29 protein-coding genes are annotated in these 26,389 nt (G+C 60.7%); 8 read left to right on the top strand and 21 right to left on the bottom strand.

What is annotated here, in order from left to right; genetic code table 11:
- Positions 1-987, top strand: a complete 987-nt coding sequence (locus ABGT66_RS01140; protein ID WP_346688242.1) for a GTP-binding protein — start codon at positions 1-3, stop codon at positions 985-987.
- 95 nt (positions 988-1,082) lie between these two features.
- Here the strand turns inward: ABGT66_RS01140 and ABGT66_RS01135 are convergent, their stop codons facing one another.
- From ABGT66_RS01135 to ABGT66_RS01080, 12 genes are all read right to left on the bottom strand, one after another.
- Complete coding sequence (locus ABGT66_RS01135; RefSeq protein WP_346688240.1) at positions 1,083-1,970, bottom strand: homocysteine S-methyltransferase family protein; 888 nt, start codon at positions 1,968-1,970, stop codon at positions 1,083-1,085.
- Between the two features lie 58 nt (positions 1,971-2,028).
- On the bottom strand, positions 2,029-2,931 hold the full coding sequence (locus tag ABGT66_RS01130; protein WP_346688239.1) for an ABC transporter permease subunit: 903 nt from the start codon (positions 2,929-2,931) through the stop codon (positions 2,029-2,031).
- Positions 2,928-3,629, bottom strand: coding sequence for an ABC transporter ATP-binding protein (locus tag ABGT66_RS01125; protein WP_346688238.1), 702 nt, complete (start codon positions 3,627-3,629; stop codon positions 2,928-2,930). Before ABGT66_RS01125 ends, ABGT66_RS01130 begins: the two co-directional genes overlap by 4 nt.
- A 78-nt stretch (positions 3,630-3,707) precedes the next feature.
- A complete protein-coding gene (locus tag ABGT66_RS01120; protein ID WP_346688236.1) occupies positions 3,708-4,739 on the bottom strand; it encodes an ABC transporter substrate-binding protein in 1,032 nt (343 codons plus the stop codon).
- A gap of 25 nt (positions 4,740-4,764) precedes the next feature.
- Positions 4,765-5,382 (bottom strand): DUF5714 domain-containing protein, encoded by a 618-nt coding sequence (locus ABGT66_RS01115; protein WP_346688234.1) that lies wholly within the window; start codon positions 5,380-5,382, stop codon positions 4,765-4,767.
- 75 nt (positions 5,383-5,457) lie between these two features.
- Positions 5,458-5,823: a PadR family transcriptional regulator gene (locus ABGT66_RS01110; RefSeq protein ID WP_294193228.1), complete on the bottom strand. Its 366-nt coding sequence runs from the start codon at positions 5,821-5,823 to the stop codon at positions 5,458-5,460.
- Between the two features lie 192 nt (positions 5,824-6,015).
- Positions 6,016-6,918 carry a proline iminopeptidase-family hydrolase gene (locus tag ABGT66_RS01105; RefSeq protein ID WP_346688232.1) on the bottom strand — a complete coding sequence of 301 codons (903 nt, stop codon included), beginning with the start codon at positions 6,916-6,918 and terminating at the stop codon, positions 6,016-6,018.
- A gap of 195 nt (positions 6,919-7,113) precedes the next feature.
- Positions 7,114-8,112, bottom strand: coding sequence for a GGGtGRT protein (locus ABGT66_RS01100; RefSeq protein WP_346688230.1), 999 nt, complete (start codon positions 8,110-8,112; stop codon positions 7,114-7,116).
- Between the two features lie 12 nt (positions 8,113-8,124).
- Positions 8,125-8,817: a hypothetical protein gene (locus ABGT66_RS01095; protein ID WP_294193221.1), complete on the bottom strand. Its 693-nt coding sequence runs from the start codon at positions 8,815-8,817 to the stop codon at positions 8,125-8,127.
- Positions 8,818-8,877: 60 nt separating this feature from the next.
- Positions 8,878-10,266, bottom strand: a complete 1,389-nt coding sequence (locus ABGT66_RS01090) for a phosphomannomutase/phosphoglucomutase (protein WP_346688229.1) — start codon at positions 10,264-10,266, stop codon at positions 8,878-8,880.
- Between the two features lie 92 nt (positions 10,267-10,358).
- The gene (locus ABGT66_RS01085) at positions 10,359-10,973 is read right to left on the bottom strand and encodes a nitroreductase family protein (protein WP_294193217.1); all 615 of its coding nucleotides are present in this window, start codon (positions 10,971-10,973) and stop codon (positions 10,359-10,361) included.
- A 133-nt stretch (positions 10,974-11,106) separates the two neighbouring features.
- Positions 11,107-11,889 carry a prepilin peptidase gene (locus ABGT66_RS01080; protein ID WP_346688227.1) on the bottom strand — a complete coding sequence of 261 codons (783 nt, stop codon included), beginning with the start codon at positions 11,887-11,889 and terminating at the stop codon, positions 11,107-11,109.
- Positions 11,890-11,971: 82 nt separating this feature from the next.
- On the opposite strand from ABGT66_RS01080, the gene ABGT66_RS01075 reads away from it, so the two are divergent.
- Together ABGT66_RS01075 and ABGT66_RS01070 are read left to right on the top strand one after the other, a co-directional pair.
- The gene (locus ABGT66_RS01075) at positions 11,972-12,190 is read left to right on the top strand and encodes a 2-hydroxymuconate tautomerase family protein (RefSeq protein WP_346688226.1); all 219 of its coding nucleotides are present in this window, start codon (positions 11,972-11,974) and stop codon (positions 12,188-12,190) included.
- Between the two features lie 2 nt (positions 12,191-12,192).
- A complete protein-coding gene (locus ABGT66_RS01070) occupies positions 12,193-12,804 on the top strand; it encodes an N-acetyltransferase family protein (RefSeq protein ID WP_346688224.1) in 612 nt (203 codons plus the stop codon).
- A 77-nt stretch (positions 12,805-12,881) separates the two neighbouring features.
- Here the strand turns inward: ABGT66_RS01070 and ABGT66_RS01065 are convergent, their stop codons facing one another.
- The 9 genes from ABGT66_RS01065 to ABGT66_RS01025 form a co-directional block, all read right to left on the bottom strand.
- Positions 12,882-14,030, bottom strand: coding sequence for an FAD-binding oxidoreductase (locus ABGT66_RS01065; protein WP_303150325.1), 1,149 nt, complete (start codon positions 14,028-14,030; stop codon positions 12,882-12,884).
- 12 nt (positions 14,031-14,042) lie between these two features.
- On the bottom strand, positions 14,043-14,312 hold the full coding sequence (locus ABGT66_RS01060; RefSeq protein WP_294193208.1) for a (2Fe-2S)-binding protein: 270 nt from the start codon (positions 14,310-14,312) through the stop codon (positions 14,043-14,045).
- Position 14,313: 1 nt separating this feature from the next.
- Positions 14,314-14,826 (bottom strand): 4Fe-4S dicluster domain-containing protein, encoded by a 513-nt coding sequence (locus ABGT66_RS01055; RefSeq protein WP_300262024.1) that lies wholly within the window; start codon positions 14,824-14,826, stop codon positions 14,314-14,316.
- 3 nt (positions 14,827-14,829) lie between these two features.
- Positions 14,830-15,930: an FAD-dependent oxidoreductase gene (locus ABGT66_RS01050; protein ID WP_294193204.1), complete on the bottom strand. Its 1,101-nt coding sequence runs from the start codon at positions 15,928-15,930 to the stop codon at positions 14,830-14,832.
- Positions 15,931-15,948: 18 nt separating this feature from the next.
- A complete protein-coding gene (locus ABGT66_RS01045) occupies positions 15,949-16,266 on the bottom strand; it encodes a (2Fe-2S)-binding protein (RefSeq protein ID WP_294193202.1) in 318 nt (105 codons plus the stop codon).
- A gap of 268 nt (positions 16,267-16,534) precedes the next feature.
- On the bottom strand, positions 16,535-17,233 hold the full coding sequence (locus ABGT66_RS01040) for a PAS domain-containing protein (RefSeq protein WP_294193200.1): 699 nt from the start codon (positions 17,231-17,233) through the stop codon (positions 16,535-16,537).
- A 103-nt stretch (positions 17,234-17,336) separates the two neighbouring features.
- Positions 17,337-17,882 (bottom strand): GrpB family protein, encoded by a 546-nt coding sequence (locus ABGT66_RS01035; RefSeq protein ID WP_346688221.1) that lies wholly within the window; start codon positions 17,880-17,882, stop codon positions 17,337-17,339.
- Positions 17,883-17,966: 84 nt separating this feature from the next.
- Positions 17,967-19,154 (bottom strand): PLP-dependent aminotransferase family protein, encoded by a 1,188-nt coding sequence (locus ABGT66_RS01030; RefSeq protein ID WP_303150367.1) that lies wholly within the window; start codon positions 19,152-19,154, stop codon positions 17,967-17,969.
- A 71-nt stretch (positions 19,155-19,225) separates the two neighbouring features.
- Entirely contained in the window at positions 19,226-20,362 is a 1,137-nt protein-coding gene (locus ABGT66_RS01025; protein ID WP_346688218.1) for an aminotransferase class I/II-fold pyridoxal phosphate-dependent enzyme, read from the bottom strand.
- Positions 20,363-20,712: 350 nt separating this feature from the next.
- Between ABGT66_RS01025 and ABGT66_RS01020 the strand changes: the two genes are divergently transcribed.
- From ABGT66_RS01020 to ABGT66_RS01000, 5 genes are all read left to right on the top strand, one after another.
- Positions 20,713-21,429 carry a GntR family transcriptional regulator gene (locus ABGT66_RS01020; RefSeq protein ID WP_294193192.1) on the top strand — a complete coding sequence of 239 codons (717 nt, stop codon included), beginning with the start codon at positions 20,713-20,715 and terminating at the stop codon, positions 21,427-21,429.
- The gene (locus ABGT66_RS01015; RefSeq protein ID WP_346688216.1) at positions 21,422-22,324 is read left to right on the top strand and encodes a glycyl-radical enzyme activating protein; all 903 of its coding nucleotides are present in this window, start codon (positions 21,422-21,424) and stop codon (positions 22,322-22,324) included. Before ABGT66_RS01020 ends, ABGT66_RS01015 begins: the two co-directional genes overlap by 8 nt.
- Positions 22,325-22,393: 69 nt before the next feature.
- Positions 22,394-24,826 carry a trans-4-hydroxy-L-proline dehydratase gene (hypD, locus tag ABGT66_RS01010; protein WP_346688214.1) on the top strand — a complete coding sequence of 811 codons (2,433 nt, stop codon included), beginning with the start codon at positions 22,394-22,396 and terminating at the stop codon, positions 24,824-24,826.
- A 127-nt stretch (positions 24,827-24,953) separates the two neighbouring features.
- Positions 24,954-25,505: a GNAT family N-acetyltransferase gene (locus ABGT66_RS01005; protein WP_346688213.1), complete on the top strand. Its 552-nt coding sequence runs from the start codon at positions 24,954-24,956 to the stop codon at positions 25,503-25,505.
- A 23-nt stretch (positions 25,506-25,528) separates the two neighbouring features.
- Positions 25,529-26,164: a class I SAM-dependent methyltransferase gene (locus ABGT66_RS01000; protein ID WP_346688212.1), complete on the top strand. Its 636-nt coding sequence runs from the start codon at positions 25,529-25,531 to the stop codon at positions 26,162-26,164.
- Positions 26,165-26,389: the final 225 nt, after the last annotated feature.

Here is a 26,389-nt window from a genome sequence, read left to right as displayed (position 1 = left end):
ATGGACGAGAATAAATGCAAGGTTTATCTTTTGTCGGGATTTCTGGGAAGCGGCAAGACGACGCTGCTGAAGCATCTGCTTGAGACGCACCCCGAGAACGAGCGCGTAGCCGTCCTCATGAACGAATTCGGCAAGGCCGGCGTCGACGGCGACGTTGTGCGCAAGAACGGCCTCGAGATAATAGAAATAAGCCGCGGCTCGATTTTCTGCGCCTGCGCGAAGGGAGACTTCCTGCGCGGACTTTACACGATACTCAAGGACTACAGGCCGACGGTGCTGCTCGTCGAGGCGAGCGGCGTCGCGGACACGACGGACATGAAGAAGGACCTCGGTCACGGTATGCTGCACGACTATTACCGTTTCGCGGGCAACATCTGCGTGATAGACGCGGAGCATTTCGAGGACTGGCTCGACCTCTTCAACGCCGTCATCAAGCAGACGGAGGCGGCGACGCAGCTCATCATCAACAAGACGGACCTCGTGACGCAGGAGGAGGCCGACGCGCTCGAAAAGCACCTACACGAGCTGAACCCGACGGCGCAGATAACGCGCGCGTCGTTCGGCAACGTGCCGTGGAGCCTCTTCCGCTCCGACGAAGCCGACGAAAAAATGGCGGAGATACCGGAGGCGGAGGCCTGGGAAAAATTCATCGACGACGTGCTCGCCAACGCGACGCCGCACATGGCCCCGCCGGACAACCTCGCCTCGCTCAGCGTCTTCTGGGAGGGCGACCCGGAAAAATTCAAGGAGATACTGGACAAGCTGCCCGAGGACGTTGTGCGCTCGAAGGGCTACTTTGTCGACACCGACGGCAAATGGAAGGTCTTCGACATAGTCGGTAGCAAAAACCCCGTCTACACCGACGCTTCGCCGGAGTTCAGCCAGCCGCGCAACCTCGCGATATTCATCCGCAAGGTGCGCGCGCGCCGCGAAATCCCGGGACTTTTCCAGGACGCGGGGCTGAAGCTGCTCGAGCTGAGGTTCTAGCGAAGCCGCGCGCGGCGGCGCAGATTTGAAGAAAGAACGCAAAAAAGCCGGAGCTATCGGAAGCTCCGGCTTTTCTCGTACTGTTTGCGGATTGTCTACGCGTTTTCCTCGGCGGCGAGCTTCGCCTTGATTTTCTCTGCGAGGCGCTTGATGTAGGCCGCGTTCGTGCCGCAGCAGCCGCCTATGTAGGTCGCGCCCATGTCCACCGCGGGCAGAACGTCGTCGGCGAAGGTCTCGATGTCGAAGGCGGCGTTGAAGGTGCCGTCGTCCTGCGCCATCGGCGCTCCGGCGTTGGGCTTGAAGATTATCGGAAGGTCCGTGACGGCCTTGAAGTCTGCGATGACCGGCAGCGCGTCGACGGGGCCGAGCGAGCAGTTGAGGCCGACCGCGACGGGATTGTAGGGCTTGAGCCCCTCGACGATGTCCTTCGGCGTGTTGCCCATCATCGTGCGCGAAATCTTCGCGCGCACGCCGTTCTTGTTCGCGCCCATGAAGCTCATGGAGCAGAGCAGCGGCACGTCGTAGTGCGAGGCGGCCTCGGCGGCTATCTTGAGCATCTCGAGGTCCATGAAGGTCAGCAGGTAGATGAGGTCTGGCTTCTCCTGCATTCCCGCGCCGATAAGCTCCTCGTACATGTCCTTGGCCTCTTCGCGCGATATCTTGCCGAAGGGCTTGAGCAGCCCCGTCAGCGGCCCCGCCGCGAGTCCGACCTTCGCGCGGCCGTTCGAGGCGTCCTGCGCGATTTTCATAGCCGTCCTGACGACCTGCTCGACCGTGTAGGAGCTAGAGCGCGCGACCTCAGCGCCGTTCGCGGCGAAGGTGTTCGCCAGTATGATGTCCGCGCCCGCCTCGACGTACTCTTCGTTAAGCTCGCGCACTATCCTCGGGTTCTCGATGTTGTAGCGCCATACGGGGACTTTATCAGTCGCCTTTTCCCACAGGCTGGTCCCGGCCGCGCCGTCGAGCATAACAACTTTTTTCATTGTTCCATACCGCCTTTCATTCCGGTTTTTATTTATTTCCTTCGAAAGCCCGCGCGCCTCATTCCTTCCAGCGCACGAGTTTCTTCTCCGAGTAGCTCAGCAGGGCGTTCAGCAGGCTGACGACGATGCCGATGAGTATTATCCCGGCTATGACGTTGGTGTAGTTCGCGTAGTCGGAGTAATTTTTTATAAAGTAGCCGAGGCCGCTCGACGCGCCCATCATCTCCGCCATCGTGAGCAGCAGGAACGAGGTCGAGAGCGTCACGTGCAGGCCGGCCATTATGCCGGGGAAGAGGTAGGGCATCATTATCTGGAAAATCATCTCGGAGCGCGTCAGGCCGAGCGCCCGCGCCGAATTTATTATCCGCCTGTCCATCGACGCCGCGCGGTTGATTATCCCCATGAAGGTCGGCCAGAATATGCCGAGGATGATTATCGCGGCGGCGGCGCTGCGGAAGGTCGGCATCAGCGCCACTGCGTAGGGGCTGTATATCACTGGCGGTATCGGGCTTAGCACCTTCGCGATGGGCAGGAATACGCCGCGCAGGAACGGCGACATCCCCGTGAAGAGGCCGAGCGTCACGCCCGCCGCGAGCGCGATCGCCATGCTGGCGCAGAGCAGCGCGAGCGACGAGAATATCCCGCGCGCCATCAGCCCGCGGCAGTCCCAGAAGGCCTGGAAGACGTCGCGCGGCGGCGGCAGAAGTATCGGGTTCGCTATCTTCAGGTTCACGGCGGAGAGCTCCCACGCGGCGAGCGCGAAAATCGCGGCGCAGGCTATCGCGGAGCACTGGGCCGCAGCCTCGCGCCGGCGCAGCACGTGAGCGGCGTAGAAGCACTCTATCAGCGCTAGCGCGGCGACGTACATCGCGCAGCCGGAGAGCGCCCCGCGGCTGTTGTAAAGCACGAGCGCCAGCAGCGCGGCGAGGGCCGACTGCGTTATGAGGACGGAGCGCTTCACTGTCTCGCCTCCTCAGCGCGCCCCGCGTCGCAGAAGCGCTCCGCGAGGCGGCTGACGAGCGAGAAATACTCCTGCGTGCCCGCTATCTCCTCCGGTACGCGCGGGTAGCCGAAGGGCACCTCGAAGTCCCCGCTTATCACGCCGCCGTTCATGAAGAGTATCCTCTCGCCTAGCGTCACGGCCTCGTCGACGTTGTGCGTGACGAAGAGCACCGTGCGCGGCCTTCCGCACTTCGCGAGGCCGGAGACGAGCGACTGGAGCGAGCGGCGCATCTGCGGGTCGAGCGCGCTGAACGGCTCGTCGAAAAGCCATATCTCGGAGTCCATCGCGAGCGCGCGCGCTATCGCGACGCGCTGCTTCATGCCGCCGGAGAGCTGGTTCGGATATTTGCCGCGGCTCTCGTAAAGGCCGACCTGCGACAGAAAATCCGCCGCGAGCGCCGCCGAGGCCTGCTTCGTAATTTTACGCGCGTGACGTATCGCGAAGGCGACGTTCTCCTGCGCCGTCATCCACGGGAAAAGCGAGCAGTCCTGAAAAACTATCGCCCTGTCCGTCCCGGGCCCTTCGGCCTCCGCGCCGTTGATTTTTACGACGCCGGACGACGGGCGCGAAAGCCCCATGACGAGATTCAGCAGCGTGCTCTTGCCGCATCCGCTGTGGCCCAGCACGCAGGCGAAGCAGCCGCGCTCGACGCGCATGGCCGGAGCACGGGAAGCTCAGAGGCGTAGCTGAAAAATATATTTTCCGCTTCGACGGCGAAGGGCGCATCCATGACGCTAAAGATTGTTGGCGGCGAACTCCGCGTCCATTTTCTTGAAATATTCGCAGTCGGGCCAGCGCTTCATCGCCTCGTCGAGCGCCTCTCTGTAGACGCCAGAATCGACGTTGTCCGAAACGTCCGCCTTATAGCCCTTCGGCAGGTCGCCGTTGGCCTCCATGACCTTGTAGAAATCCTTAATCCTGTTCACCGCGGGGTCCATCGTTATCACCATGACCTCGGAGTAGAGGCAGTATCTGACGTAGTCCTTCGGCTGGCCTGAGAAAGCCATGAGCTTCGCCACGGCAGTATCGGGGGCGTCACGCATCAGCTTGTAGGCGCGCAGGTTGGCGATCTGGAACTTGACCAGCGCGCCGCGCTTCTTCTCGAAAACCTCGCGCGCCGCGGTCTGACGGCAGCAGACTGCGTTCGGTGCGACCTCCTTGATGTTGAAGGCTATCGCGAGGCCGCGCTTCTCGGCGATGAGGCCGAAGCCGCTGTTCACGAAGCCTATGTCGGCCATGCCCTTCGAGACGGCCTCTATAATCGCCTGAAAGCCGTCGAGCTGTATTATCTCCACGTCCTTCTCAAGGTCGAGGCCGGCCTCACGCATCTTCGCGCGCATTATCATCTGCCCCGTCTCGGGACGGTGGACAGCGACCCTCTTGCCCTTGAAATTTTTTATGTCGCGGTACTTGTCCTTGTTCTCCGGCAGAGTGACCCCCTGGCAGCCCTCGGCTATCGTACCGCCGTAGACGACGAGCTCCGCGCCCTTCGCGGCGTATGTCAGCGATGGGATGACCCCGAGCGGCAGTATGTCGAGCTTGCCGAGCTGAAGCGCAGTCACGCCCTCGTTGAGGTTCGAAATCTGCATGAGCTTTACGTCGAGCCCTTCGTCCTTATAGTAGCCCATCTCGTGCGCGAGCACGACCATCGCGGGCTTGATGCTGCTGCCCATGTTGCCGACGCGCAGCTCCGTCTCCCCGGCCCGCGCGGCGGCGGGCAAAAATATCAGCAGCGCGAGCGCCGCGGCGTAAAATATATTTTTCATCGCTGTAGTCTCCGTTCTGTGCAGCTTATGCGCGCGGCTCCGGGGCCGCGCAGTCCTCCGCCTCGTAGAAGGGGCATTTCTCCTTCAAGCATTCGTTGTTGAATTTGCTGTAGCGGCACAGTATGCCGTCAGAGACGCCGACGACCGTGCCGAGATGCTGCGCTATGTATTTCTTCATGAAGAGCAGCGCCGCGAAGGTGTTGCGCTTGCAGCAGCGCGGGCCGCCGAGCTTCGCCATTTCGGAGAGCGCGCCCGCCGTCGCGTAGTTGCAGAGGCTCCACGTATCCTTCGAAAGCGGCGTCGTCCCCGTATAGACGCTCATGAAGATGCCGCAGCCGACCGCCGCGCCGCAGGCCCCGTAGAGGCCGCAGAACGCGGGCAGCACGTTGTGCGCGCGCCGGCGCACCTCGTCGAGCTTCTTCCCGAACTCCGCCTCCGGCGTTCCGTCCCTGAGGCAGACCTCCGCCAACAGCACCGCCGGCACGAGATAATGATGCGCGAAGTTGTGCATAGGGAAGCTCGCGTCGTCCATGACCTCGCGGACTATGTCCATAGGCCCGCGTCCCTTCGGCGCGCGGTAATATTCGAGACACCGCGCCGTTATTACGTCAAAACTCCTGTCGTTTCCGCAGTCAGCCGCCATTTTAATTCCTCCCTCCGGTTCCGCCGCGCGCGCAGGGCGAGCGGCGTCAGCATAAATGTAAAAATTCCGCCGCCGTTACATGCCGTCGTCTATAGTTTCCGGAATCGCCCGCGCGAGGCGGTCTATCCTGTCGCGATAGTCGAGCAGCGTCGCGCGCCAGAAGACGAGGCAGACGCGCCCCTCGTCGGTGATTTCGTAGACGCGCTTCGCCTGGAGGCCGCCGTCCGTTTCGATGCGCGAGGTGAGAAGCCCCGACTCCTCCATCTTTTTGAGGGTCCGGTAGAGCCCCGTCGGGTCTATGCTGCTGTAGTCCATCACGTCGCTTTTGTAGAGCTTTTTGAGAATGGAGAAGCCGTGCATAGGCTCCTCGTTGAGAAGCAGAAGTATTGAAGGCTGTATGAATCTTTCGAGAAACGAACCGCGGCACGCGCATTTCTTCATTTTATTCACCTCGGCGTATATTGGATTTCGTCTAGTATATTAGCAGAGGCGCATAAAAATATAAAGCGCGCGCAAAAGGCGTTTTTGCACTGTCGGGGGACGTTTTTGCACGTATGCAAAAAAACGCCGCGCCGCGCCGGCACAAAAAAAGGAAGGGCGCGCGCCCTTCCTTCCGCCGCAAAGCTTACGCGGCTAGAAACATTCGTAGAAATTCCGCAAGGTCCAGTAGAAGATGTTCGGCTGTTCGAGGTACGAGGTCTGCGAGGCGTCCGGGATTATCGCCATGCGCGAGCCCGGAATCAGAGAGCGGTAGTATTCGCATGTCGGCTGGCGCACCTGGTCGAACTCGCCGCAGATGAAGAGGACGGCTATCCTTATGCCGCGCACCGCCTCCGTGATGTCGAGGTCCTTCAGAACGCCGTCGCAGGTAAATTCGCTCGGCCCCCACATGTAATGGTAGACGTTCATGCCCGAGCCGCTCTTCGGCTTCAGCGGCGTGGACATGTGCCCCGGACGCTCGACGGTCTTGAGACGGTAGCGGAAGTTCGCGTCATACTCCGCCATTATCTCGCGGTAGCGGTAGCCGTCGAAGTGGTGCTCGTGCTCGCAGATTTCAACCTCTGTGAGGCGGCCCTCGCCGAGCTCCGCGAGCCTCTGCTTCGCGTCCGCTATCCAGATTTTTGTGCTGAAGAGCGGGCTTATCATCGTCGCGGAGATCGCCGGGCTGTCCGGCGTTTCGAGCAGATGGCGCGCCGCGAGGTAAGCGCCCCACGAACGTCCGATGAGATGTATCTTCGGCGCGCCTATCGCCGCGATCACCGCGTTCAGCTCCTCGACGTATCTCTCGGGAACCCACAGAGACTCTTCGCCGGTGTGCGACTTGTCGTCGCATCCTATCTGGTCGTAGAGGTATACCGTCCTGTCATCCGCGATACGCTCCGCCATCGGCTGGAAAGATTTCTTGTTGCCGCCCGGCCCGCCGTGGATGTAGAGCGCCGGGATGCCTCCCTCGCCCTCTTGGCCGTAAACGTCGAGCGTGACGAAGCCTCCCGGTACGTTTATGAGATGATGCTTCGTTAGTTTCGTTGCCGCCATCGCCCTCGCCTCCTTATTTATCTTTGTTTTAGTTGGTAGAATAATTATATCATACCGTGGCAAGTCGTTTATTTTAGAAGAAATTATTTTGTGATATTTTACGAATCGGCGAAGAGCGGAGCGCGCATACGAAAATGGCCGGAGGCTTCGCGCCTCCGGCCCTCTTGTGCCGTTTTCTTAAATTTTGCGGTGCGCTTATTTCATTGCCTCTTCGACCGCGACTGCGACGGCGACGGAGGCTCCGACCATTGGGTTGTTGCCCATGCCGATGAGGCCCATCATGTCGACGTGCGCGGGGACCGAAGAGCTTCCCGCGAACTGCGCGTCGCTGTGCATGCGGCCCATCGTGTCGGTCATTCCGTAGCTTGCGGGGCCCGCGGCCATGTTGTCGGGGTGCAGCGTGCGGCCCGTGCCGCCGCCCGAGGCGACGGAGAAGTATTTCTTTCCGTGCTCGTTGGCCCATTTCTTGTAGGTTCCGGCGACGGGGTGCTGGAAGCGCGTCGGGTTCGTCGAGTTGCCGGTGATGGATACGTCGACGCCCTCGTGGATCATTATCGCGACGCCTTCGCTGACGTCGTCCGCGCCGTAGCATTTGACCTTCGCCTTGTCGCCGTCGGAGAAGGCGCGCTCGCTGACTATCTTAAGCTCGCCCGTGAAGTAGTCGTACTTCGTCTCGACGGAGGTGAATCCGTTGATGCGCGAGATGATGTAGGCCGCGTCCTTGCCGAGGCCGTTCAGGATTACGCGGAGCGGCTCTTTGCGGACTTTGTTCGCGGTGCGCGCGATGCCTATCGCGCCTTCCGCCGCCGCGAAGGACTCGTGTCCGGCGAGGAAGCAGAAGCATTTCGTCTCTTCGCGCAGCAGCATCGCAGCGAGGTTGCCGTGGCCGAGGCCGACTTTGCGCTGGTCCGCGACGGAGCCGGGGACGCAGAAGGCCTGGAGGCCCTCGCCTATCTTTTCTGCGGCTTCGGCGGCGGTTTTGACGCCGCTCTTTATCGCGTTCGCCGCGCCGAGCGTGTAGGCCCAGACGGCGTTTTCAAACGCGATGGGCTGTATGCCGCGCACTATCGCGGATACGTCCACGCCCTTGCCGAGGCAGATGTCGCGCGCCTCGTCGAGGTCCTTGATGCCTTTTTCGGCGAGGAATGCGTTTATCTTGTCTATCCTGCGTTCGTAACCTTCAAAGTTTGCCATTTCGTTTCCCTCCTACTGCCTGCGCGGGTCGATGATCTGCGCCGCTTCGGCGTAGCGTCCGTAAGTCCCGACGTTCTTCTCGAAGGCTTCCTTCGGGTCGACGCCCTTGCGTATCGCCTCCATCATCTTGCCGAGCGAGACGTAGCGGTAGCCGATTATCTCGCCGTTCGCGTCGAGCGCCTGGTCGAGCACGTAGCCCTCGGCCATCTCGAGGTAGCGCGGCCCCTTCGGCAGCGTGCCGTACATCGTGCCTATCTGCGAGCGCAGCCCTTTGCCCAAATCCTCGAGCCCCGCGCCGACGGGCAGGCCGTTCTCAGAGAAGGCGCTCTGCGTGCGTCCGTAGGCTATCTGAAGGAACAGCTCGCGCATCGCGGTGTTGATGGCGTCGCAGACGAGGTCGGTGTTGAGCGCCTCGAGCAGCGTCTTGCCGGGCAGTATCTCCGCCGCCATAGCGGCCGAGTGCGTCATGCCCGAGCAGCCTATCGTCTCGACGAGGGCCTCCTGTATCACGCCGTCCTTAACGTTGAGCGAGAGCTTGCACGCGCCCTGCTGCGGCGCGCACCAGCCCACTCCGTGAGTAAATCCGGAAATGTCTCCGATCTGTTTCGACTCTACCCATTTTCCCTCTTCCGGTATCGGGGCCGGGCCGTGGTGTACGCCCTTCGCCACGCATACCATTTCTTCAACTTCGCGGGAACACTGCATAATACTTCCTCCTTGTCCCTTTCGGTTTTTCAACCCTCTAATTATAAACCAACAGCGGCGCTAATAGCCCCATTCGAAGTCCGGGCTTCCCGCTTCGAGCAGCCGTTTTTTCATATCTTTTACGATTTCCGCTAGCGCCTCCTGCGTGCGCCCCTCGCATCTCGCGACGAGCACCGGCTGCGTGTTCGAGGCACGCACGAGGCCCCAGCCGTCGGGGTAGATTATGCGCACGCCGTCGACCGTTATCGTGTCGAGGCGCTCCGCGAGCGCGCGCTCCTTCACGCGCTCGACGACGGCGAATTTCAGCTCGTCTGGACAGTCGTAGCGCGTCTCTATCGTCGACGGATAAATCGGGATTTCTTCCATTATCTCGGACAGTTTGCGCCCGTCGTTCGAGAATATGCGCGCGAGGCGGCCCGCGGCGTAGAACGAGTCGTCGTAGCCGTAGTACTCGTCTGCGAAGAACATGTGTCCAGACACCTCGCCCGAGAAGAGCGCATGCTCCTCGCGCATCTTCGCCTTGACGAGCGAATGTCCCGCCTTCCACCAGAGCGGCCTGCCGCCGTACCTTTCTATCGTCTCGGGCAGAGCCATCGAGCTCTTGACCTCGCATATCGCGACCGCGCCCGGGTGCTTCGGCAGTATCTCGGTCCAGAAGAGCGCCATAAGCCTGTCGCCCCATATCACCTCGCCGCGCTCGTCGACGACTCCTATCCTGTCCGCGTCGCCGTCGAAGCCGACGCCGAAATCCGCGCCCGTTGCGCGCACCGTCTCGATGAGCTTCGGAAGGTTCTCGCGCTTCGTCGGGTCGGGGTGGTGGTTCGGGAAATTGCCGTCCGGCTCGCTGTAGAGCTCGGTCACCGCGCAGCCGATGCGGCGCAGGAACTCCGGCGCGTAGAGGCCGCCCGCGCCGTTGCCGCAGTCGCAGACGACCTTCGGCTTTCTCGGCCCGAGCGTGATTTTAGAGACGAGCATGTCGAGGTACTCCGCGTTGATGTCCGCGTGCGAGAGCGTCCCTTCGCGCGGCGCGGCGGCGAATTCGTCCGCTTCGATGATTTTGAGGATTTGCTGTATCTCTTCGCCCCATATCGTCGCCTTGTCGAAGGCGAGCTTGAGGCCGTTGAACTCCTTCGGGTTGTGGCTGCCCGTCACCATTATGCCGCCGCCCACCGGCAGGCGGTAGAGGCTCCAGTAGAACGTAGGCGTCGATACCATGCCTATGTCGGTCACGTCTATGCCCGCGGCGCATAGTCCGCGCGCGGCCGCGGCCTTTATGCGCGGCGTCGAAAGGCGCGCGTCGCCGCCGAGCGAGGCCGCCGTCACGCCGCGCGCGGCGAGCCACGAGCCGTAGGCGCGCCCGATGAGATAGACGTTTTCGTCGGTGAGCTCGCGGTCTGCGATGCCCCTTATGTCGTATTCGCGGAAAATGTGCGCCGGAACCTGACTCATGACGATACCTCCCAGCCTTTGGTCAAGGACTTATTTTCTGAAAAGAATATAGCTTTTTCGCAGTTTTTGCAATTATGGAAAACGCCGGCGCGTTACTGCCGTCCGACCGCGAGCACGCCCATGACGTTCATCACGGGGCCGAGGTTCAGCGTCTCCTCGATGGCGGAGCGGTTGAACGAGGTCGTGAAGCGCGCGTCGAGGCCGAGCGCCTGCGCCGCGAGCGCCGCGTTCTGCGACATCGCGCCCGTCGCGAGCGCGGCTATGTCTTTCATGTTGATCACGCCGCGGTCGACGAAAATCAGAAGGCAGGGCGCGCTCTTCGCGTAGTCCTCGTTGACCGTGCGGCGCAGCGCGCGCTTGTCGTTGTTGATTTCCATCAGCGCGTTCTTCTCCCAGTTGTAGAGATAGCCGCCGTCCTTGAGCATCACGTAGACGCTGACGTTAGGGTCGCGTCCCATGATGACCGGCACCGTCCAGCTCTCAGTTCCGTTCTGTCCCGTAGCGGCCCAGAGTATCGTCGAAAGCTCGTCGAGCGTCAGCTCCTCCTTCGTGAAATCCTGCTCCGGAGCGGAAACGCGCGCCGCGAAGGTGTCGAATACGCCGGGGCCGCCGCTCTTCTGCGGCTCGGTGAGCACGAGGGGAAGCGCGAAAGCGCAGGACGATGCGGCGAGCGCGAGCGCCGCCGCGAGAACGAGAATCTTTTTCATGGAAAATTCCTCCTTAATAAATTTATTCCTTATTGCGTCATCCCGTGAAGCTTCTGCGCCCGATAAAACGGGGCGGGCCCCACGGGATCTTCGTCCTAAAAGTTAGGCACAGCCGCGAATTTCGGCATGTAATCTAAACCGCCCACGGCCACGGAACCGTGAAGCCGAAGTATTCCGTCAGCTTTCCTCCGAACAGCATCGCCGCGGCGCACCCCGCGCAGAGGAACGGCCCCAGCGGCACGGCGGACTTGCGCGTAACCTTCTTCGCCGCGAGCAGGACGAGCGCCGTAACGCCGCCCGTCATAAAGCCGATATAGAGCGCGGCGGCGGCGAGCTTCAGGCCCGTAAAAGCGCCGATGCCGAGCATCAGCACCGCGTCGCCAGTCCCCATGCGCCCGCGGCTCAAAAAAATAATCGCGTATATAAAGGCGAAGCCCGCCGCCGCGCCAGCCGCGCCGTCGAGCGCCGCGGGCAGACCGCCCGCGAGCCGAAGCAGCAGCGCCGCGCCCGCCATTGCGAAGGCCCACGAGTCGTAGATATAGCCCGTGTCCGCGTCGGTAATCGTGTGGAAGGCGAGGAAGGGCAGCGAGGCCGACGAAAAAACAAAGGAGTACGACGCGCCGAAGCGCCAGAGGAACATCGCGCAGAGAGCGCCGCAGGCTAGCTCGGCGGCCAGGCACGAGCGCGGGATGCGCGCGCCGCAGAAACGGCAGCGCCCGCGCAGCGCGAGGAACGAGAGCACCGGCACGAGGTCGCGCGGCGCGAGCGCCGTCCCGCAGCAGTCGCAGCGAGAGCGCTCGAGCCCCCACCATTTTTCGCCCGCCGCGGTGCGCGAGGCCGCGGCGCATGCGAAAGAGCCGGACGACGCTCCGAGAAAGAAGGCTAAAATAAAGAAAAGCGGGCCGAGCTCAACCATGTAGACACCTCGCAGAACGAAAGGCTAAAATACAGCCTGAGCTATATTTTACACGAATACCGAAGATAAAGGAGAGAGCGAAATGCCGATAGTAGTCGTCAACATCAAGGAAGGGCGCACCGTCGAGCAGAAGCGCGCGATGGTCGAGCGCATGACGCAGGTTATATGCGATACGATGGAGGTCAAGCCCGCCGCCGTTCGCATAATCATCAACGACATGAAGAACGAAAACTTCGCGATAGGCGGCACGCTCGTCTGCGACGACCCGTCCATGCAGGTCAGGCCGAAGGGCCAGGCGTAGAGATGCCGGCGGCGGAGCAGGGCGGCATACGCATACGCGCGGCCTCGCCGGGCGACGCGGCGGAGCTGCTTGAGATATACGCGCCATACGTGCGCGAGACGGCGATCAGCTTCGAATACGAGGTACCGGCGCTCGAGGAGTTCCGCGCGCGCATAACGGCGATGCTTGCGCGCTATCCGTACCTCGCGGCGGAACGCGGCGGCGCGCTGCTCGGCTACGCCTACTGCGGCGCGTTCTCGGGCCGCGCCGCCTACGCGCTCTCCGCCGAGACCTCGATATACGTCCGCCGCGGCGGGCACGGCCGCGGAATCGGGCGAAGGCTCTACGAAGCGCTTTTCGCCGCCGCGAAGGCGCAGAACCTCCGCAACCTCTACGCCGACGCGGCATACCCGGACGCCGAGGACGAATATCTGACCTTCGGCAGCATACGCTTCCACGAGCGCATGGGCTACAGAATCGCCGGAGAATTCCGCAACTGCGGCTGCAAATTCGGGCGCTGGTACAGCGTCGCCCGTCTCGAAAAAATCATCGGCGCGCACGAGCCGGCCCCCGCGCCCTTCGTACCGTTCCCGGAGCTCGGCGCGGAGACGCTGCGGAGAATCGGGATAGAATAAAAAAATCGCGCGCGCATAAAACAAGCGGAGCGGGGAAAACTTCTCCCCGCTCCGCTGCGTTACGGATGCTTTCGAAATTAAACGACGTTCGGCTCGACGATTCTCTCGCCGCGCTCGAAGCGGCGGTAGTCCATAATCGTCGGGTCGATGGGCGGCTTGTCCCCGTTGAGGAGCGCCGTCATAATCTGTCCCGCGACCGGGCCGAGCATGAAGCCGTGGCCCGAGAAGCCCGTGGCGTGCCAGAAGTGCTTGACGTCGGTCTCGCCGAGAATCGGCGCGGCGTCGGGCGTCATGTCGTAGTGTCCGGCCCACTGGCGGACGACGCGGATGTTCTTCGCGCGCGGCAGCATCTTGAGGACGACGCGCGCGATGCTCGCGATGGAATGCACCGTCGAAGTGTAGCCGATGAGCGGCTCATGCGACGGGCTTTCTCCGGCGATTATCGAGCCGTGCGGGCGCTGCTGGATGTAGTAGTTTCCGCTGAAGCTCATGAGCATCGGCGGGCAGACGCCGGGGTCTACCGGTTCGGTGATGAGTATCTCGTGGCGCTCCGCCCAGTTCGGCAGCTTGATGCCGGCCATGGCGGCTATGTCCTGAGCCCACGAGCCGGCGCAGTTGATTACCTCGCCGCACTCTATCGTACCCTTGTTCGTCTCGACGGCCTTTATCTCGCCGCTCTCGACGCGGAGGCCCGTGACCTCGGTGAACTTGCAGAATTTAACGCCGAGGCGCTTAGCCGCCTCCTGGAAGGCGAAGGTCGTGAGGAACGGGTCGGCGTGTCCGTCGCGGTTGTAGTAGGTGAAGCCGAGCGCGTCGTCGACGGCGACGCCGGGGCAGATTTCCTGCGCGCGCTTCACGTCGGTGAATATCTCGGTCTTGATGCCGAGGCTGTGCTGGAGCTCGACGTTCTTCTTGAACTGCTCCCACTCCTTCTCCTTGTAGGCGATGAGCAGGTAGCCGCCCTGGTTGAGCCCCGTCGGGAGGCCGAGCTCTTCATCGAGCTGCTCGAAGGTGTCGAGGCAGGCGAGCGCCATGCGGCAGTTGAGCTCGAGCCCCCACTGAGCGCGTATGCCCGCGCCGCAGCGTCCGGTCGAGCCGGAGCAGACGGTGTTCTTCTCAACGAGCACGACGTTCTTGCGGCCCGACTTGGCGAGGTAGTAGGCCGTAGCCGTTCCGACGACGCCTCCTCCTATTACGACTATATCGGCTGTTTTCGGGAAATCCATACTTCGCACCTCCTAATCGCAGTCCTCGGCAAGGAGGCTGATCTTTATCGGCTTCACGGGCGGCCTGATGGTGCCGGGCGCTATGTCGGCGACGTTGCGTCCCGTCGCCTTCGCGAGCTCGCGGAGTATGATGTCGCGGCAGCCGCGCCCTTGGCAGGGGCCCATCCCGACGCGGAGCATCCTCTTGAGCTCGTCGAACTCCGTGTAGCCCGCGGCGATCCACTTGCGTATTTCGTCTATCTCAATTTCTTCGCAGCGGCATATTACGTTTGCCTTCGCCATATCAGCACACCACCTTTATCGCGCGTATCTCGTCGTATTTATCCTTCGGGATTACGACGCTTACGACGTATGTCTTGTCCTTAGACGGCTCCGCCACGGCGAGCACCTCGCCGTCCGCGAGCTCCGAGCCGTCGCGCCCGAGGCACTTGACCGTCTGTCCCTTTTCGGGAAGCGGCAGGAGCTCGTAGGGAAGCTTTATAACGGCCTTGTCCTCCGCGTAGGTCATGTCGATGACGAAGCAGGCGAGGCCCGGGCATCTCGATACGCAGATGCCGCAGCCGGTGCATTTCGAGTAATCTATCTTCGGCGTGTCGTTGATGTCCTCAAAGGGAAGCACCGCGCCCGTCGGGCAGCTCGTGTAGCACGGGTTGCACGGTATGCGCTTCGGGCATTCTATTACGACGTAGCCGCCTTTTTTCTTTTCCCACTGCTCCTTCGGGGGAAGCACGGCCCCTTCGCAGTGTTCCACGAGTATTCCGCTGTTGAAGAGTTTTTCCTTATCGCAGCAGCCCATCGTCTACGCCTCCCATCCGTCTACCATTACCTGGCCGATGCCGGCGAGTATTTTTTCTCCTACCTCGCCCGCGCGGAGGTGGTCGAGCCTCGTCCAGTATTCGGAGAATTTATTGCAGTCCACCGTGAGGCCGAGCGCCTTCGCGGCTCCGTGGCCCGCTATGCGTCCCTCGACCATCGCGGCGGAGGCTTCCTCTATGCCGGAGGCGTCGCCCGCGACCCAGATGTCGGGGTTGCTTGTGCGCATGTTCCTGTCTCTGAACGGGACGTATCCGCAGAGCTGCGGTACGTAGCGCATTTTGCAGCCGGCCTGCCAGAAGAGCTCCGTCGTCGGCGTGAGGCCGACGGCCATGCAGATTATGTCGCAGTCTATCTTGCGCGGCTCGCCCTTGAGCTGGAACTTGTCGTCGAGCTCCTGTATCATCGCGCCCTCGAGCACCCTGTCGCCGAGCGCTTCGGTGACCGTGTGCTGAAGCAGGATGGGGATGCCGAGCCTGCGTATCTTCGCGGCGTGTACCCAGTAGCCGCCGACCTTCGGCATCGCCTCGACTACCGCGGCGACCTCTACGCCCGCCTGCGCGAGCTGGTAGCTGACTATGAGCCCTATGTTGCCCGCGCCGACCATGAGGACGCGCTTGCCGGGAACTACGCCGTAGACGTTCATCAGCGTCTGGACCGCGCCCGCGCCGTAGACGCCGGGGAGGTCGTTGTTCGGGAAGGGGATCATGCGCTCCTGCGCGCCCGTCGCGATGACGGCCTTCTTGGCCTTGACGCGGTAGTAGTTTTCCTCGCCTTCCATTACGGTGTAGACGCCGTCCTCGGGATAGTAGCCCGTGACGGTGGAGTTGCATTTTATCGTAACCTTGTCTCCGAGCGACGCTATTTCGTCGAGGAGGATTCCCGCTATCTTGTAGCCTCTCGTTCCCGCGTATTCGTCGCGCGAGCCGAAGAATTTATGCGTCTGCTTGACGAGCTGTCCGCCGGGGTGGAGGTCGCTCTCAATGACGGTGACCTGCGCTCCCGCTCCCGCGGCTTCCGCCGCGGCGCAGAGCCCTGCGGCTCCTCCGCCTACCACAAGGAGGTCGGTCTCATATACCTTCTTCATAATCTCTTCCCCCTCCGCCTAAACTTCCATAGGCACGCGGCCCTTGTCCTTCTGCGTCTCGACCTTCATCCCCTCGGCGAGAGGCGTGACGCAGGTGCGGACGTTGGGGACGCCGTCGACGACCATGAAGCACGAGCTGCACTTGCCTATGGCGCAGAAAAATCCCCTCGTCCTCTTCATCTCCGGCGTGATTCTGTAAACCTGCACGCCGTTAGCATGAAGCGCCATTGCTATAGGCTCTCCCTCGAAGCCCTTCAGCTCCTTACCGTCGAAGGTGAACGTCACCTCGCGCCCGTGACTGAATTCCAGTATCGGGTGTCTCTCGATTAGCTCCATACCCCTGCTCCCTCCTTACGGATACGCTCGGCGCGTAGGCCGGGCGGTTGGATATTGACGAATTGCTGCGAAATTGCGGTGAGCGCGGTATATCAAAAAAATGATTTTTCATATCAATTTTTTGTTATCCACATAGAATATTTTGAGCTATTTATAAAACTTTGTCAAGCGCAGGAACGGTAATTTATTTATCGGGCACGAATTCACAAGCTTTGCCGCTCGCGGGAGTTTCGGCGGCGAAGCTTAGAGATGAAAGGCGAAAGGGCGGCTAGTCCTTTTTTTGTATCTCTCTGATGTAGGAATAGATTGTAAATTTCGTATTGCCCATCTCGGCGGCGAGTATGTCGACCGAGCCCTTGAGCAGAAAGAAGCCCTTGTCGTGCAGCTCGCGCACGACCTCTTTTTTCTCGGGCTTCGTGAGATATTTGAAGGGCTTGCCTATGCGGCGCTTGACCTGCGCGAGCGAGTCTCCTACGACCTCGTCGATGTCCTGTGCGAAGGACTCGCGCACAGGCTCGGGGAAGCGCGCGCCCGGCTCTTCGGCGGGCTCGACGCCCGCGCCGCTCATCTCGACGCGCAGCAGCCCTTCGATAAGCTCCTGCGCCGCCACGGCTTTTTTCAGGTCGTAGTTGATGCAGAGGAAGCCGATAATCTTGTCGTTTTCGTCGCGGATGAAGATGCAGCTGCATTTGATGAGCTCGCCGCGGTTGTTCTTCGCGAGGTAGTTGAATACGCCCTCGCGGCTCTGATATTCCTCCGACTGGAGCATGAGCAGGCCGAAGTCGGTCATCGGGCCGCCCTCGCTGCGTCCCGTGACGTAGCCGTTCTCGCAGAGCACGAGCGAGCGCTCCGGTATCGAAACGTCGTGAAGGTTCACCTCGTAATCCTTGCCGAGTATCTTTGCAAGGCCGCGGACGACCGGTATCAGGATTCTTAGCTTGGGGTTCATGTTCTGAGCGGCTGTCATGCTTCGCACCTCCGACGCTTCCTATTGTACACGAAATAGCGCCGGCGGACAAAATTTTGACGCGCGCGAAACTTCGCCGAAGCCGCCGCCGTTTGCCGCGGCTTTACTGCGCCGCGCTCCCGCGCCTCCATTCGCGCGCTTCGGAGAGAAGCTCCGCTATGAGGGCGGCTTTCCCAGCGGTGTAGCTTTTTCTGTCCGCCGGGAAACGCCGCGCGAGCTCACTCTTCAGCGCGCCGTAGCGCGCGGCCTCGCGCGGGAAGGCGTTCAGATAGTCGCACAGGCCGATATAGTCCCGCCACGTCGCGCCGCCGGCCTCGACTATGTGTATGTGGTGCGTCACGACGCCGCGGGCCTCGTCCTCGATTATGAAAAGAAGCTGCTCCGGAACGTCCTCGCCCCTGAATATGAAGCCGTATCGTCCGAGCAGCGCCGCCTTTGACTTTATCTCATCAAGCGAACGCGCGGCGACGGCTATGTCGATTATCGGCTTCGCCTCGATTCCGCGCACCGCCGTGCTGCCCACGTGCTCCGCGCCGGCGGCTGACGCGCCGAGCAATTTCTGCAGGAGTTCCGCAGTGCGCGCCGCCTCCGCCTCCCACGCCTCTTCGTGCGGCGCGAGCGCGACGCAGCCTCTTTTTAGCCCGAGCATCGAATCTCCCTTCCTTTCGTCATTTATGAAAAAGCCCCGCGCTTTGCGGCGCGGGGCGTGAGCTTCGGACTTTTCCGCGTTTTATTAACGCTCGCGGCTCGCCATCGATTCCTTGATGACTTCGCCGAGGCGCTTTATTCCCTCGCGGATGACCTCGTCGGTCGAGTTCGTGTAGTTGAGGCGGAAGGTGTTGACGTCGCTCTTGCCGACGTAGAACGGGTCGCCGGGGACGAAAGCGACCTTCTTTTCCATTGCCTTGTGGAAGAGCTTGAGCGCCGACATTCCTTCGGGAAGCGTGACCCAGATGAACATGCCGCCCTCGGGCTCCGTGTACTTGACGTTCGCGGGGAAGTATTCCTTTATCGCCGCGAGCATTGCGTCGGACTGCTCCTTGTAGAGCGCGACTATCTTGTCGACGTGCTGCTGGTACTCGTTGTGCGCGAGGTAGTCGTAGATCATGTACTGCGAGAAGATGTTCGTGTGCAGGTCGCTCGACTGCTTCGCCGTGATGAGGTGCTGCATGAGCTCGTCGTCCTGCGTGAGCATGAAGCCGAGGCGCATGCCGGGCGTGACGGTCTTGGAGAAGGAGCCGTGGATGACGCTGTGGGCGAGCTTGCCCGCGCCGATGTAGGGGAGCTTGCTGCCCTTGAAGCGCAGCTCTCCGTAGGGGTCGTCCTCGATGAGTACGGTGTCGTACTTGTTGAAGAGCTCGCATATCGCGTCGCGGCGCTCCTGCGTGTAGGTGAGGCCCGTCGGGTTCTGGAAGTTCGGCACGGTGTAGGCGAACTTGACGCCCTTCTTGAGCGCCGCCTCGAGCTCGTCGAGCTTGAGCCCCTCGTGCTCGAGCGTGACGGGGTAGAACTCCGGCTCGAACATCATAAAGGCCTGTATCGCGCCGAGGTAGCCTGGCTCTTCGATGATTACGCCGTCGCCCTTGTTGAGCAGGATTTTCGCCATGAGGTCGAGCGCCTGCTGCGAGCCGGTCGTGATGAGGACGTTGTCGGCGGTGTAGTTGAGGCCGAAGTTCTTGTTGTACTTGTCCGCGATGTACTGGCGCAGCGGCGCGTAGCCGTTGGTCGTCGAGTACTGGAAGACCTTGCCGTGGAACTCGTCTATTATCCTGCACGCGGACTCCTTGAGAGCCTCCTGCGGGAACGATATCGGGTTCGGAAGTCCGCCCGCGAACGAGATGACCGACGGGTCTTCTGTGACCTTGAGTATGTCTCTGATGAAGGACGAGGGCGTCTTCAAAATTCTGTCTGAATAGCGCATAGTTGCATCACTCCTGATTTGATTTCCTTTTTTATATAAGTCTTATAACGCGCGCGGGCGTCCGCGCGGCGTTAATTTTTGCCTGTCGCTTCGTTCTGTACTTCTTCCGCGAGTTCCGCGAATACGGCGAGCGCCTCCTTGAAGTCGAGGCGGCCGAGGCCGACGCGGAAGTGGTTCGTGTCGAGGCCGAAGGCGCGCTCTCCTATTATAAGAAGCTGCTTCTCGGCCATGGCGCGCTCGCACATCTCCGTAACGTCGTAGGGCGGCAGAAGCCTCGGGAAGGCCGTCGCGCCTCCGTTCGGCTGTATCCACTGGAAGAGGTCGCGGTGCTTGCGGAAGAAGGACTCCGCTATCGCGAGATTTTCAAGAACTATGTCGTGGTTGCGCTTCAGGAGGTCGGGCGCGTTGCGCATCGCTATCGTGGCGAGCACCTCGCCGGGCGCGTTGTTGCAGAGCGTCGTGTAGTCCTTGAAGGCGGCGCAGTCGTTGAGTATCTGGCGGTTCTTCGTCGCGAGCCAGCCGATGCGCGTGCCGGGCAGCCCGTATTTGTTGAGGCCGCCGACGACGGTCGCGCGCGGATATATGTCGGCGAGCGACGGAAGCGCCGCGCCGGGGTCGTGTTCCATGCCGCGGTAGGTCTCTTCGTTGAATATCCACGTCCCGTTGCGGTCCGCGATGTTCAGTATCCTGTCGAGCTCTGCGCGGACGGGAATGAAGCCCGTCGGGTTGTTCGGAATGTTCATGATGAGGAGCTTCGTCTTCGGCGAGATGTTCTCGACCAGGAAGTTCACGTCGAGCCGCCAGCCCCAGCTCGTAACCTCGAGCGGCCATTTGATTACCGTGCAGCCTAGCGCGCGCGGAAGCTCGTAGAGCGATGGGAGCGTCGGGTGCATGACGATGACCTCGTCGCCGGGCTCGAGCATGTTGTTCATAAAGATGAAGATACCCTCCTCGGGCGCGAGCTCGAGAATGTCGGAGGGACGTATCGACGAGTAGCGCGCCGAGATGGCCTCGCGCAGCGGGAGGAAGCCTTCGGGCTTCGTGTAGCCGAGGCTGAGATTGTCCCAGAGCTGCCGGCATTCGGCGTCGGCCATGTCGAGGATCTCCTGCATCGAGCATCCTTCGCACGAAGTCTGGCTCAGCATGTACTTGGCCTTGGCCTTGTAGAGCGCGAACTGTCTTTCGAGTTTGAACGTCTGTATTCTCATCGGAATTCCCCTTTCATGGTCTTTCGGTCGACGTCCCTGCGAAGGAACGGAATTTTCCCCGATTTGTAAAGTATAACCTTTTTTCGCAAAGCTGTAATCCCTTTCTTTGAGATGTTTCCGCGCCTTTGGTATTAGAATTATAATAGGCGCACGGAATTTGCGCCGTTTTACAAAGGCCGGAGAGAATTATTAGAAAAATATCACGGCGCAGAAGGCACAAAAGCTAAAAAACGCTTGATATTACAGAGTTGGCAGATGTCCGAGGCGCGAGCATCGCGCAGTGAACCGCGGACAGATTGGCAAACTGATATATCTGTGCTACAATTATAATGCGAGAGGGGAAGAATTTTATGACGTGCGAATCGCACTTCACGCTAAAATCGCTGAAGGAACAGGTCTACGACTATCTTCGCGTACAGATGAACGAAGGCAGGCTGCGGCCGGGGGCTTTTCTCAACCTCAACGACATCAGCCGCGAGCTCGGCATGAGCCGCACGCCTCTGCGCGACGCGCTCTTTCAGCTCGAGTCCGAGGGGTTCGTCACCATTTTCCCGCGCCGGGGGGTCGTTGTGAACTCGCTGACGCTGGAGAAGATACGCAATATTTACGAAATCCTCGGCGCGCTCGAGTCGGCGGCGCTGCTGCTCGTAGCCGTGAGGTTCCGCGACGGCGACGCCGACATGATGGAGAAATACAACCAGCAGATGAGGAAGGCTCTGGACCACAACAATTTCTCCGTCTTCTACGAGGCGAACCTGCGGTTCCACAACGTCTATCTCGACATGCTCGACAACGCGGAGATGCTCCACGCGATAAAGATACGCAAGGAGCGCCTCTACGACTTCCCGAGGAACAAGACCTTCGTGAAGGAGTGGGAGGTACATTCGCTCGACGAGCACGCGGCGATGATAAAGCTGCTGCGCGACCACGACTTCAACGGAGCGGCGGACTACGTCCGCGACGTACACTGGTCCTTCTCGGTGCAGGAACGCTTCATACGCCGCTACTACTTCGCGAAGCATGTGGAGCTGGACATTTCGGAGGAGGGGAACGTGAGCTTTGAGTAACCACGGAATCATATTCGACATCAAGAAATATTCCATCCACGACGGGCCGGGGACGCGCACGACGGTGCATCTTAAGGGCTGCCCGCTCGCCTGCTGGTGGTGTCACAACCCGGAGAGCCAGTCCGTCAGGCCGACGGTGCTCTTCCGTTCGGAGAAGTGCATAGCCTGCGGGACCTGCGTCAAGGTCTGCCCGCAGGGCGCGATTTCCGTCAGCGGCGGCGCGCTCGTCACCGACGAGGCGCTCTGCACCGGCTGCGGAAAATGCTGCGAGGCCTGCCCGCCCGAGGCGCGCGAGCTCTGCGGAAAGCCCTACACGGTAGAGGAGCTTATGACTGAGCTCAAGAAGGACGAGATCTTCTTCCGCACCGGCGGCGTGACGTTCTCGGGCGGAGAGCCGCTTATGCAGCCTGAGTTCCTCATCGAGGCGCTTGACGCCTGCGGCGCGCAGGGCTATCACCGCTGCGTCGACACCTGCGGCTTCACGCAGAAGCGCGTCATCGTCGACGCCGCGAAGCGCACCGACCTTTTCCTTTACGACATCAAGCACATGGACCCCGAGGAACATAAAAAATACACCGGCGTCGACAACGTCGTGATTCTCGAAAACCTCGCCGCTATTTCCGAAGCCGGCGCGAACATCAACGTACGCATCCCGTTCATGCCGGGGCTCAACAGCTCCGACGAAAATATGCGCGCGATAGGAAAGTTCGTCGCGCCGCTGCGCGGCGTCGTCGGCGTCAACATCCTGCCCTATCACACCGTCGCGAAGGGCAAGCACGAGCGTTGGCATATGGAGTACAAGCTCAACGACCTCATGCCGCCGACGGAAAACCAGACGCGTCACGCGGCGGAGATACTCGAAAGCTACGGGCTGAAGGTACACATCGGCGGATAGGCCGCCGGAAGTCCCATAAAATTTAGAAACAAATCCAAAGAACTGAAATTCTGCGAGGAGGTAACAACAATGGCTGAAAACATCAAAACACCCTGCTGCTGCGGTCAGATGAGCGACGAGGTCCAGAAGGCCGCCGCTCCGTCGAGCGAGCGCGTGAAGAGGCTTCGCGACGCCAGCTTCGACCAGCATCCCTGCATTTCCATCGAAAGAGCTCTGCTCGAGACCGAGTTCTACCGCGAGAACGAAGGCAAGCTTCCGATGCCCGTACTGCGCGGCGCGAACTTCAAGCACCTCTGTGAGAACAAGACGCTCTACATCGGCAAGGACGAGCTCATCGTCGGAGAGCGCGGCCCCTTCCCGAAGGCCGTATCGACATTCCCCGAGCTCACCTGCCACTCGCGCCACGACTTTGAAGTGCTCACGACGCGCGCGCAGCAGAACTACACCGTTTCGAGCGCCGACATGGACATCTACGAGAAGGAAGTCGAGCCCTACTGGCGCGGACGCTGCATGAGAGACAAGCTCTTCGAGCGTATGCCTGAGGCATGGAACCTCCTTTATGAGGCGGGCACCTTCACCGAATTCGGCGAACAGCGCGCGCTCGGCCACACCTCGCTGGACAACCTCATCTATCAGAAGGGCGCTCTCGACATGAAGAAGGACATCGCCGAAGCCCGCGCGAAGCTCGACTTCATCAACGACCCCGAAGCGACTGCCAAGGACGAGCAGCTCCAGGGCATGGACATCTCCTGCGACGCGGTCATCATCTTCGCCGAGCGTCACGCCGACCTCGCCGAGAAGATGGCGGCCGAAGAGAAGGACGAGACCCGCAAGGCCGAGCTTCTCAAGATAGCCGACGTCTGCCGCTGGGTCCCCGCACACGCGCCGCGCGACTTCTGGGAGGCCGTCCAGATGTACTGGTTCGTACACCTCGCGACCATCACGGAACTCAACGGCTGGGACGCCATGAGCCCCGGACACCTCGACCAGCACCTCGCGCCGTTCTACGCGAAGGGACTGGCAGACGGCACGCTCACGCGCGACCAGGCTAAAGAACTGCTCGCCTGCCTCTTCATCAAGGTCAACAACACGCCGGCCCCGCCGAAAGTCGGAGTAACGGCGAAGGAAAGCGGCACCTATAACGACTTCACGAACATCAACCTCGCGGGACTGAAGCGCGACGGCACCGACGGCTCCAACGAAGTCACCTACATCTGCCTCGAACTCTTCAACGAGCTGCGCCTGCTCCAGCCGCAGGGCAACATCCAGGTCAGCGAGCGCACGCCCGACAACGTCATCCGCGCCGCGGCGAGAGTCTTCCGCAACGGCATGGGCTATCCGTCGGTCTTCAACGCCGACATGGTAATCCAGGAACAGATGCGCGTAGGCAAGACGCTTGAAGACGCGCGCGAAGGCGGCACCAGCGGCTGCATCGAAACCGGCTGCTCCGGCAAGGAAGCCTACCTGCTCCACGGCTACCTCAACACGCCGAAGCTCCTCGAATACGCTCTCACGAACGGCGTAGACATGCTCACCGGCAAACAGGTCAGCATCAAGACCGGCGAGCTCTCCGAGTTCAAGACGTTCGACGACCTCTACGCGGCCTTCGAGAAACAGATGGCCTACGTCGTCGACACGAAAATCGGCGTCGACAACTACCTCCGCTACCAGTACGCGACCAACATGGCGGCGACCTACCTCTCCTGCGTCATCCGCGACTGCATCGAGAAGGGTAAGGACTACTACAACGGCGGCCCGCGCTACAACAGCGACTACATCCAGTGCTGCGGCATCGGCACCATCACCGACAGCCTCTCCGCTATAAAGAAGCACGTCTACGACGAAGGCACATACACGCTTGTGGAACTCGTCGCCGCGATGAAGGACAACTGGGAAGGACACGAAGCCATGCGCCTCACCCTCTGGAACAAGACGCCCTTCTTCGGCAACGACGACGACTACGCCGACGACATAATGAGAAGGGTCTACGACAGCCTCTTCAAGACCATCGACGGCAAGCACAGCATCCTCGGCCCGACCTACCACCTCAACATGCTCTCGACGACCTGCCACAACTACTTCGGGCAGAAACTCGCCGCGACGCCGAACGGACGCTTCAGCGGAATGCCGGAGTCCGACGGCACCAGCCCGAGCCACGGCGCAGACCGCCACGGCCCGACCGCGGTCGTCAAGTCGCTCGGCAAGATGGACCAGGTCAAATCCGGCGGAACGCTGCTCAACCAGCGCTTCCTGCCCTCCGTCCTCGCAGGTGAAGAGGGGATCGAAGGCGTCAAGAACCTCATCCGCGCCTACTTCAAACTCGGCGGACACCACATCCAGTTCAACGTCGTCGACGAAGCGACCCTGCGCGACGCCCAGGCGCACCCCGACAACTACCGCGGCCTCCTCGTCCGCGTCGCGGGCTACAGCGACTACTTCGTAGACCTCGACAACTACCAGCAGGAAGAGATCATAGCTAGAAACGCGCAGGAAAGCTTCTAAGCCATCCGGCGATTCACGCGGAAAAGCAAAACCGAGCCCCGAGGCGAAAGCCCCGGGGCTTTTTCGTACACTCAGCGCGCCGGCTCTGCTATCATAACGCCATACAAAAGAACGGAGGCGGATAAAAATGATAATACGCGAGGCAAAAATAGAAGAACTAGACGATGTCATGGCCTTCTACGAAATGATGTGCCACGAGCTCGCGTCGAAGGACTTCCTGCCGAACGGCAACAAAGGCGGATTCCCGTCGCTCGAAATGGTGACGGAGGCGATAAAAAATTCCTGCCTGTACGTCGGTGAAGAAAACAGCGAAATCGCCGCCGCATACATAATGAACAACGAATGCGACCCCGCCTACGACGCCGTGCCGTGGCGCGCGGACGCGGACAAAGAACATGCCTCCGTGCTCCACGCGCTGCGTGTCGCGCCGAAATACTGCGGCAGGGGATACGCGGGCCGTCTCGTCGAACACGCAGCCGAAACCGCGCGCACTAGGGGACAAAAGGCGATACGCCTCGACTGCCTCGTCGAGAACACAATCGCGCACAAACTCTACCTCTCCCGCGGCTTCCAAATCGCGGGAGAAACCGAGATGTACTACGAAGATATAGGCGAGACGCGCAAATTTCTGATGTTCGAAAGAGTCATAACCGATAGACTAAACTTGTCGGAAATTTGATAAATTGAGACGGAGAAGAAAACATGAACCAGAAAGACTACTGGAACAAAGCCGCGGCCGATAAAGAATTCACGACGCCTTTTCAGCTCGAAGCCTTTGAAAAATACGTGCCGCGCGACGCTCTCGTGCTCGACGTCGGCTGCGGCTACGGGCGCACGCTCGACGAGCTGTACCGCGCGGGCTGGCGCGGCCTCATAGGCATAGACTTTTCCGAAGCGATGATAGAACGCGGGCGCGCGGCATACCCACACCTTGATTTGCGCGTGAAGCGCAGCGCGGAGCAAATAGACATGCCCGACGCAAGCGTAGACGCAGTCATCCTATTCGCCGTGCTCACCTGCGTCAGCTCAAACGCGGAGCAGGAGCGCATGATAACAGAAATCCGCCGCGTCCTCCGCCCCGGCGGAATCCTCTACGTCAACGACTTCCTGCTCAACACAGACGAACGCAACACAGCGCGCTACGAAAAATTCAAAAACAAGTACGGCGAATACGGCGTCTTCGAACTCCCGGAGGGCGCCGTCTGCCGTCACCACGACGAAAAACGGATCAAAGCGTTCCTCTGCGCCTTCGAAGAACTCGAATACAGCCGCCTGACCTTCACAACGATGAACGGGCATACGTCGAACGGCTTCTATTTCATCGGACAGGCGCAATAATGGAGAAGATGCGTAAAAAGCCGTCGCTTCCAGCAAAGCGGCGCTGAACACTCACTTAGCTGGTGGTTATGATTTCGACACTCTGCACAACGGGAAAAGAAGCGCCTCCGATACAAAGCAACTGTCGCAGTGCACACTTACTTGCTAAAGAAACGACAACTACAGTAATTTACTAGAGAATATGTTCTATCTAGATACAGGATATTTTCATCAATAACTATATTT

The organism is uncultured Cloacibacillus sp. (assembly GCF_963926575.1).
Lineage (GTDB): Bacteria > Synergistota > Synergistia > Synergistales > Synergistaceae > Caccocola > Caccocola faecigallinarum.
The sequence above is the reverse complement of the archived record's forward strand: the minus strand, read 5'-3'. Positions and strand labels throughout refer to the sequence as shown.

Excerpts from the sequence above, each read along its gene's own strand:
- ABGT66_RS01035 (WP_346688221.1), bottom strand. The coding sequence starts at position 17,882 with ATGCTCGGGCTAAAAAGAGGCTGCGTCGCGCTCGCGCCGCACGAAGAG.
- ABGT66_RS01095 (WP_294193221.1), bottom strand. The coding sequence starts at position 8,817 with ATGCAGTGTTCCCGCGAAGTTGAAGAAATGGTATGCGTGGCGAAGGGC.
- ABGT66_RS01005 (WP_346688213.1), top strand. The coding sequence starts at position 24,954 with ATGATAATACGCGAGGCAAAAATAGAAGAACTAGACGATGTCATGGCC.
- ABGT66_RS01140 (WP_346688242.1), top strand. The coding sequence starts at position 1 with ATGGACGAGAATAAATGCAAGGTTTATCTTTTGTCGGGATTTCTGGGA.
- ABGT66_RS01000 (WP_346688212.1), top strand. The coding sequence starts at position 25,529 with ATGAACCAGAAAGACTACTGGAACAAAGCCGCGGCCGATAAAGAATTC.
- ABGT66_RS01030 (WP_303150367.1), bottom strand. The coding sequence starts at position 19,154 with ATGCGCTATTCAGACAGAATTTTGAAGACGCCCTCGTCCTTCATCAGA.
- ABGT66_RS01085 (WP_294193217.1), bottom strand. The coding sequence starts at position 10,973 with ATGAAAAAGATTCTCGTTCTCGCGGCGGCGCTCGCGCTCGCCGCATCG.
- ABGT66_RS01110 (WP_294193228.1), bottom strand. The coding sequence starts at position 5,823 with ATGAAGAAATGCGCGTGCCGCGGTTCGTTTCTCGAAAGATTCATACAG.
- ABGT66_RS01125 (WP_346688238.1), bottom strand. The coding sequence starts at position 3,629 with ATGCGCGTCGAGCGCGGCTGCTTCGCCTGCGTGCTGGGCCACAGCGGA.
- ABGT66_RS01135 (WP_346688240.1), bottom strand. The coding sequence starts at position 1,970 with ATGAAAAAAGTTGTTATGCTCGACGGCGCGGCCGGGACCAGCCTGTGG.
- ABGT66_RS01065 (WP_303150325.1), bottom strand. The coding sequence starts at position 14,030 with ATGGATTTCCCGAAAACAGCCGATATAGTCGTAATAGGAGGAGGCGTC.
- ABGT66_RS01025 (WP_346688218.1), bottom strand. The coding sequence starts at position 20,362 with ATGAGAATACAGACGTTCAAACTCGAAAGACAGTTCGCGCTCTACAAG.
- ABGT66_RS01080 (WP_346688227.1), bottom strand. The coding sequence starts at position 11,889 with ATGGTTGAGCTCGGCCCGCTTTTCTTTATTTTAGCCTTCTTTCTCGGA.
- ABGT66_RS01040 (WP_294193200.1), bottom strand. The coding sequence starts at position 17,233 with ATGACAGCCGCTCAGAACATGAACCCCAAGCTAAGAATCCTGATACCG.
- ABGT66_RS01020 (WP_294193192.1), top strand. The coding sequence starts at position 20,713 with ATGACGTGCGAATCGCACTTCACGCTAAAATCGCTGAAGGAACAGGTC.
- ABGT66_RS01100 (WP_346688230.1), bottom strand. The coding sequence starts at position 8,112 with ATGGCAAACTTTGAAGGTTACGAACGCAGGATAGACAAGATAAACGCA.
- ABGT66_RS01115 (WP_346688234.1), bottom strand. The coding sequence starts at position 5,382 with ATGGCGGCTGACTGCGGAAACGACAGGAGTTTTGACGTAATAACGGCG.
- ABGT66_RS01055 (WP_300262024.1), bottom strand. The coding sequence starts at position 14,826 with ATGGGCTGCTGCGATAAGGAAAAACTCTTCAACAGCGGAATACTCGTG.
- ABGT66_RS01050 (WP_294193204.1), bottom strand. The coding sequence starts at position 15,930 with ATGAAGAAGGTATATGAGACCGACCTCCTTGTGGTAGGCGGAGGAGCC.
- ABGT66_RS01045 (WP_294193202.1), bottom strand. The coding sequence starts at position 16,266 with ATGGAGCTAATCGAGAGACACCCGATACTGGAATTCAGTCACGGGCGC.
- ABGT66_RS01090 (WP_346688229.1), bottom strand. The coding sequence starts at position 10,266 with ATGAGTCAGGTTCCGGCGCACATTTTCCGCGAATACGACATAAGGGGC.
- ABGT66_RS01105 (WP_346688232.1), bottom strand. The coding sequence starts at position 6,918 with ATGGCGGCAACGAAACTAACGAAGCATCATCTCATAAACGTACCGGGA.
- ABGT66_RS01120 (WP_346688236.1), bottom strand. The coding sequence starts at position 4,739 with ATGAAAAATATATTTTACGCCGCGGCGCTCGCGCTGCTGATATTTTTG.
- ABGT66_RS01060 (WP_294193208.1), bottom strand. The coding sequence starts at position 14,312 with ATGGCGAAGGCAAACGTAATATGCCGCTGCGAAGAAATTGAGATAGAC.
- ABGT66_RS01070 (WP_346688224.1), top strand. The coding sequence starts at position 12,193 with ATGCCGGCGGCGGAGCAGGGCGGCATACGCATACGCGCGGCCTCGCCG.
- ABGT66_RS01075 (WP_346688226.1), top strand. The coding sequence starts at position 11,972 with ATGCCGATAGTAGTCGTCAACATCAAGGAAGGGCGCACCGTCGAGCAG.
- hypD (WP_346688214.1), top strand. The coding sequence starts at position 22,394 with ATGGCTGAAAACATCAAAACACCCTGCTGCTGCGGTCAGATGAGCGAC.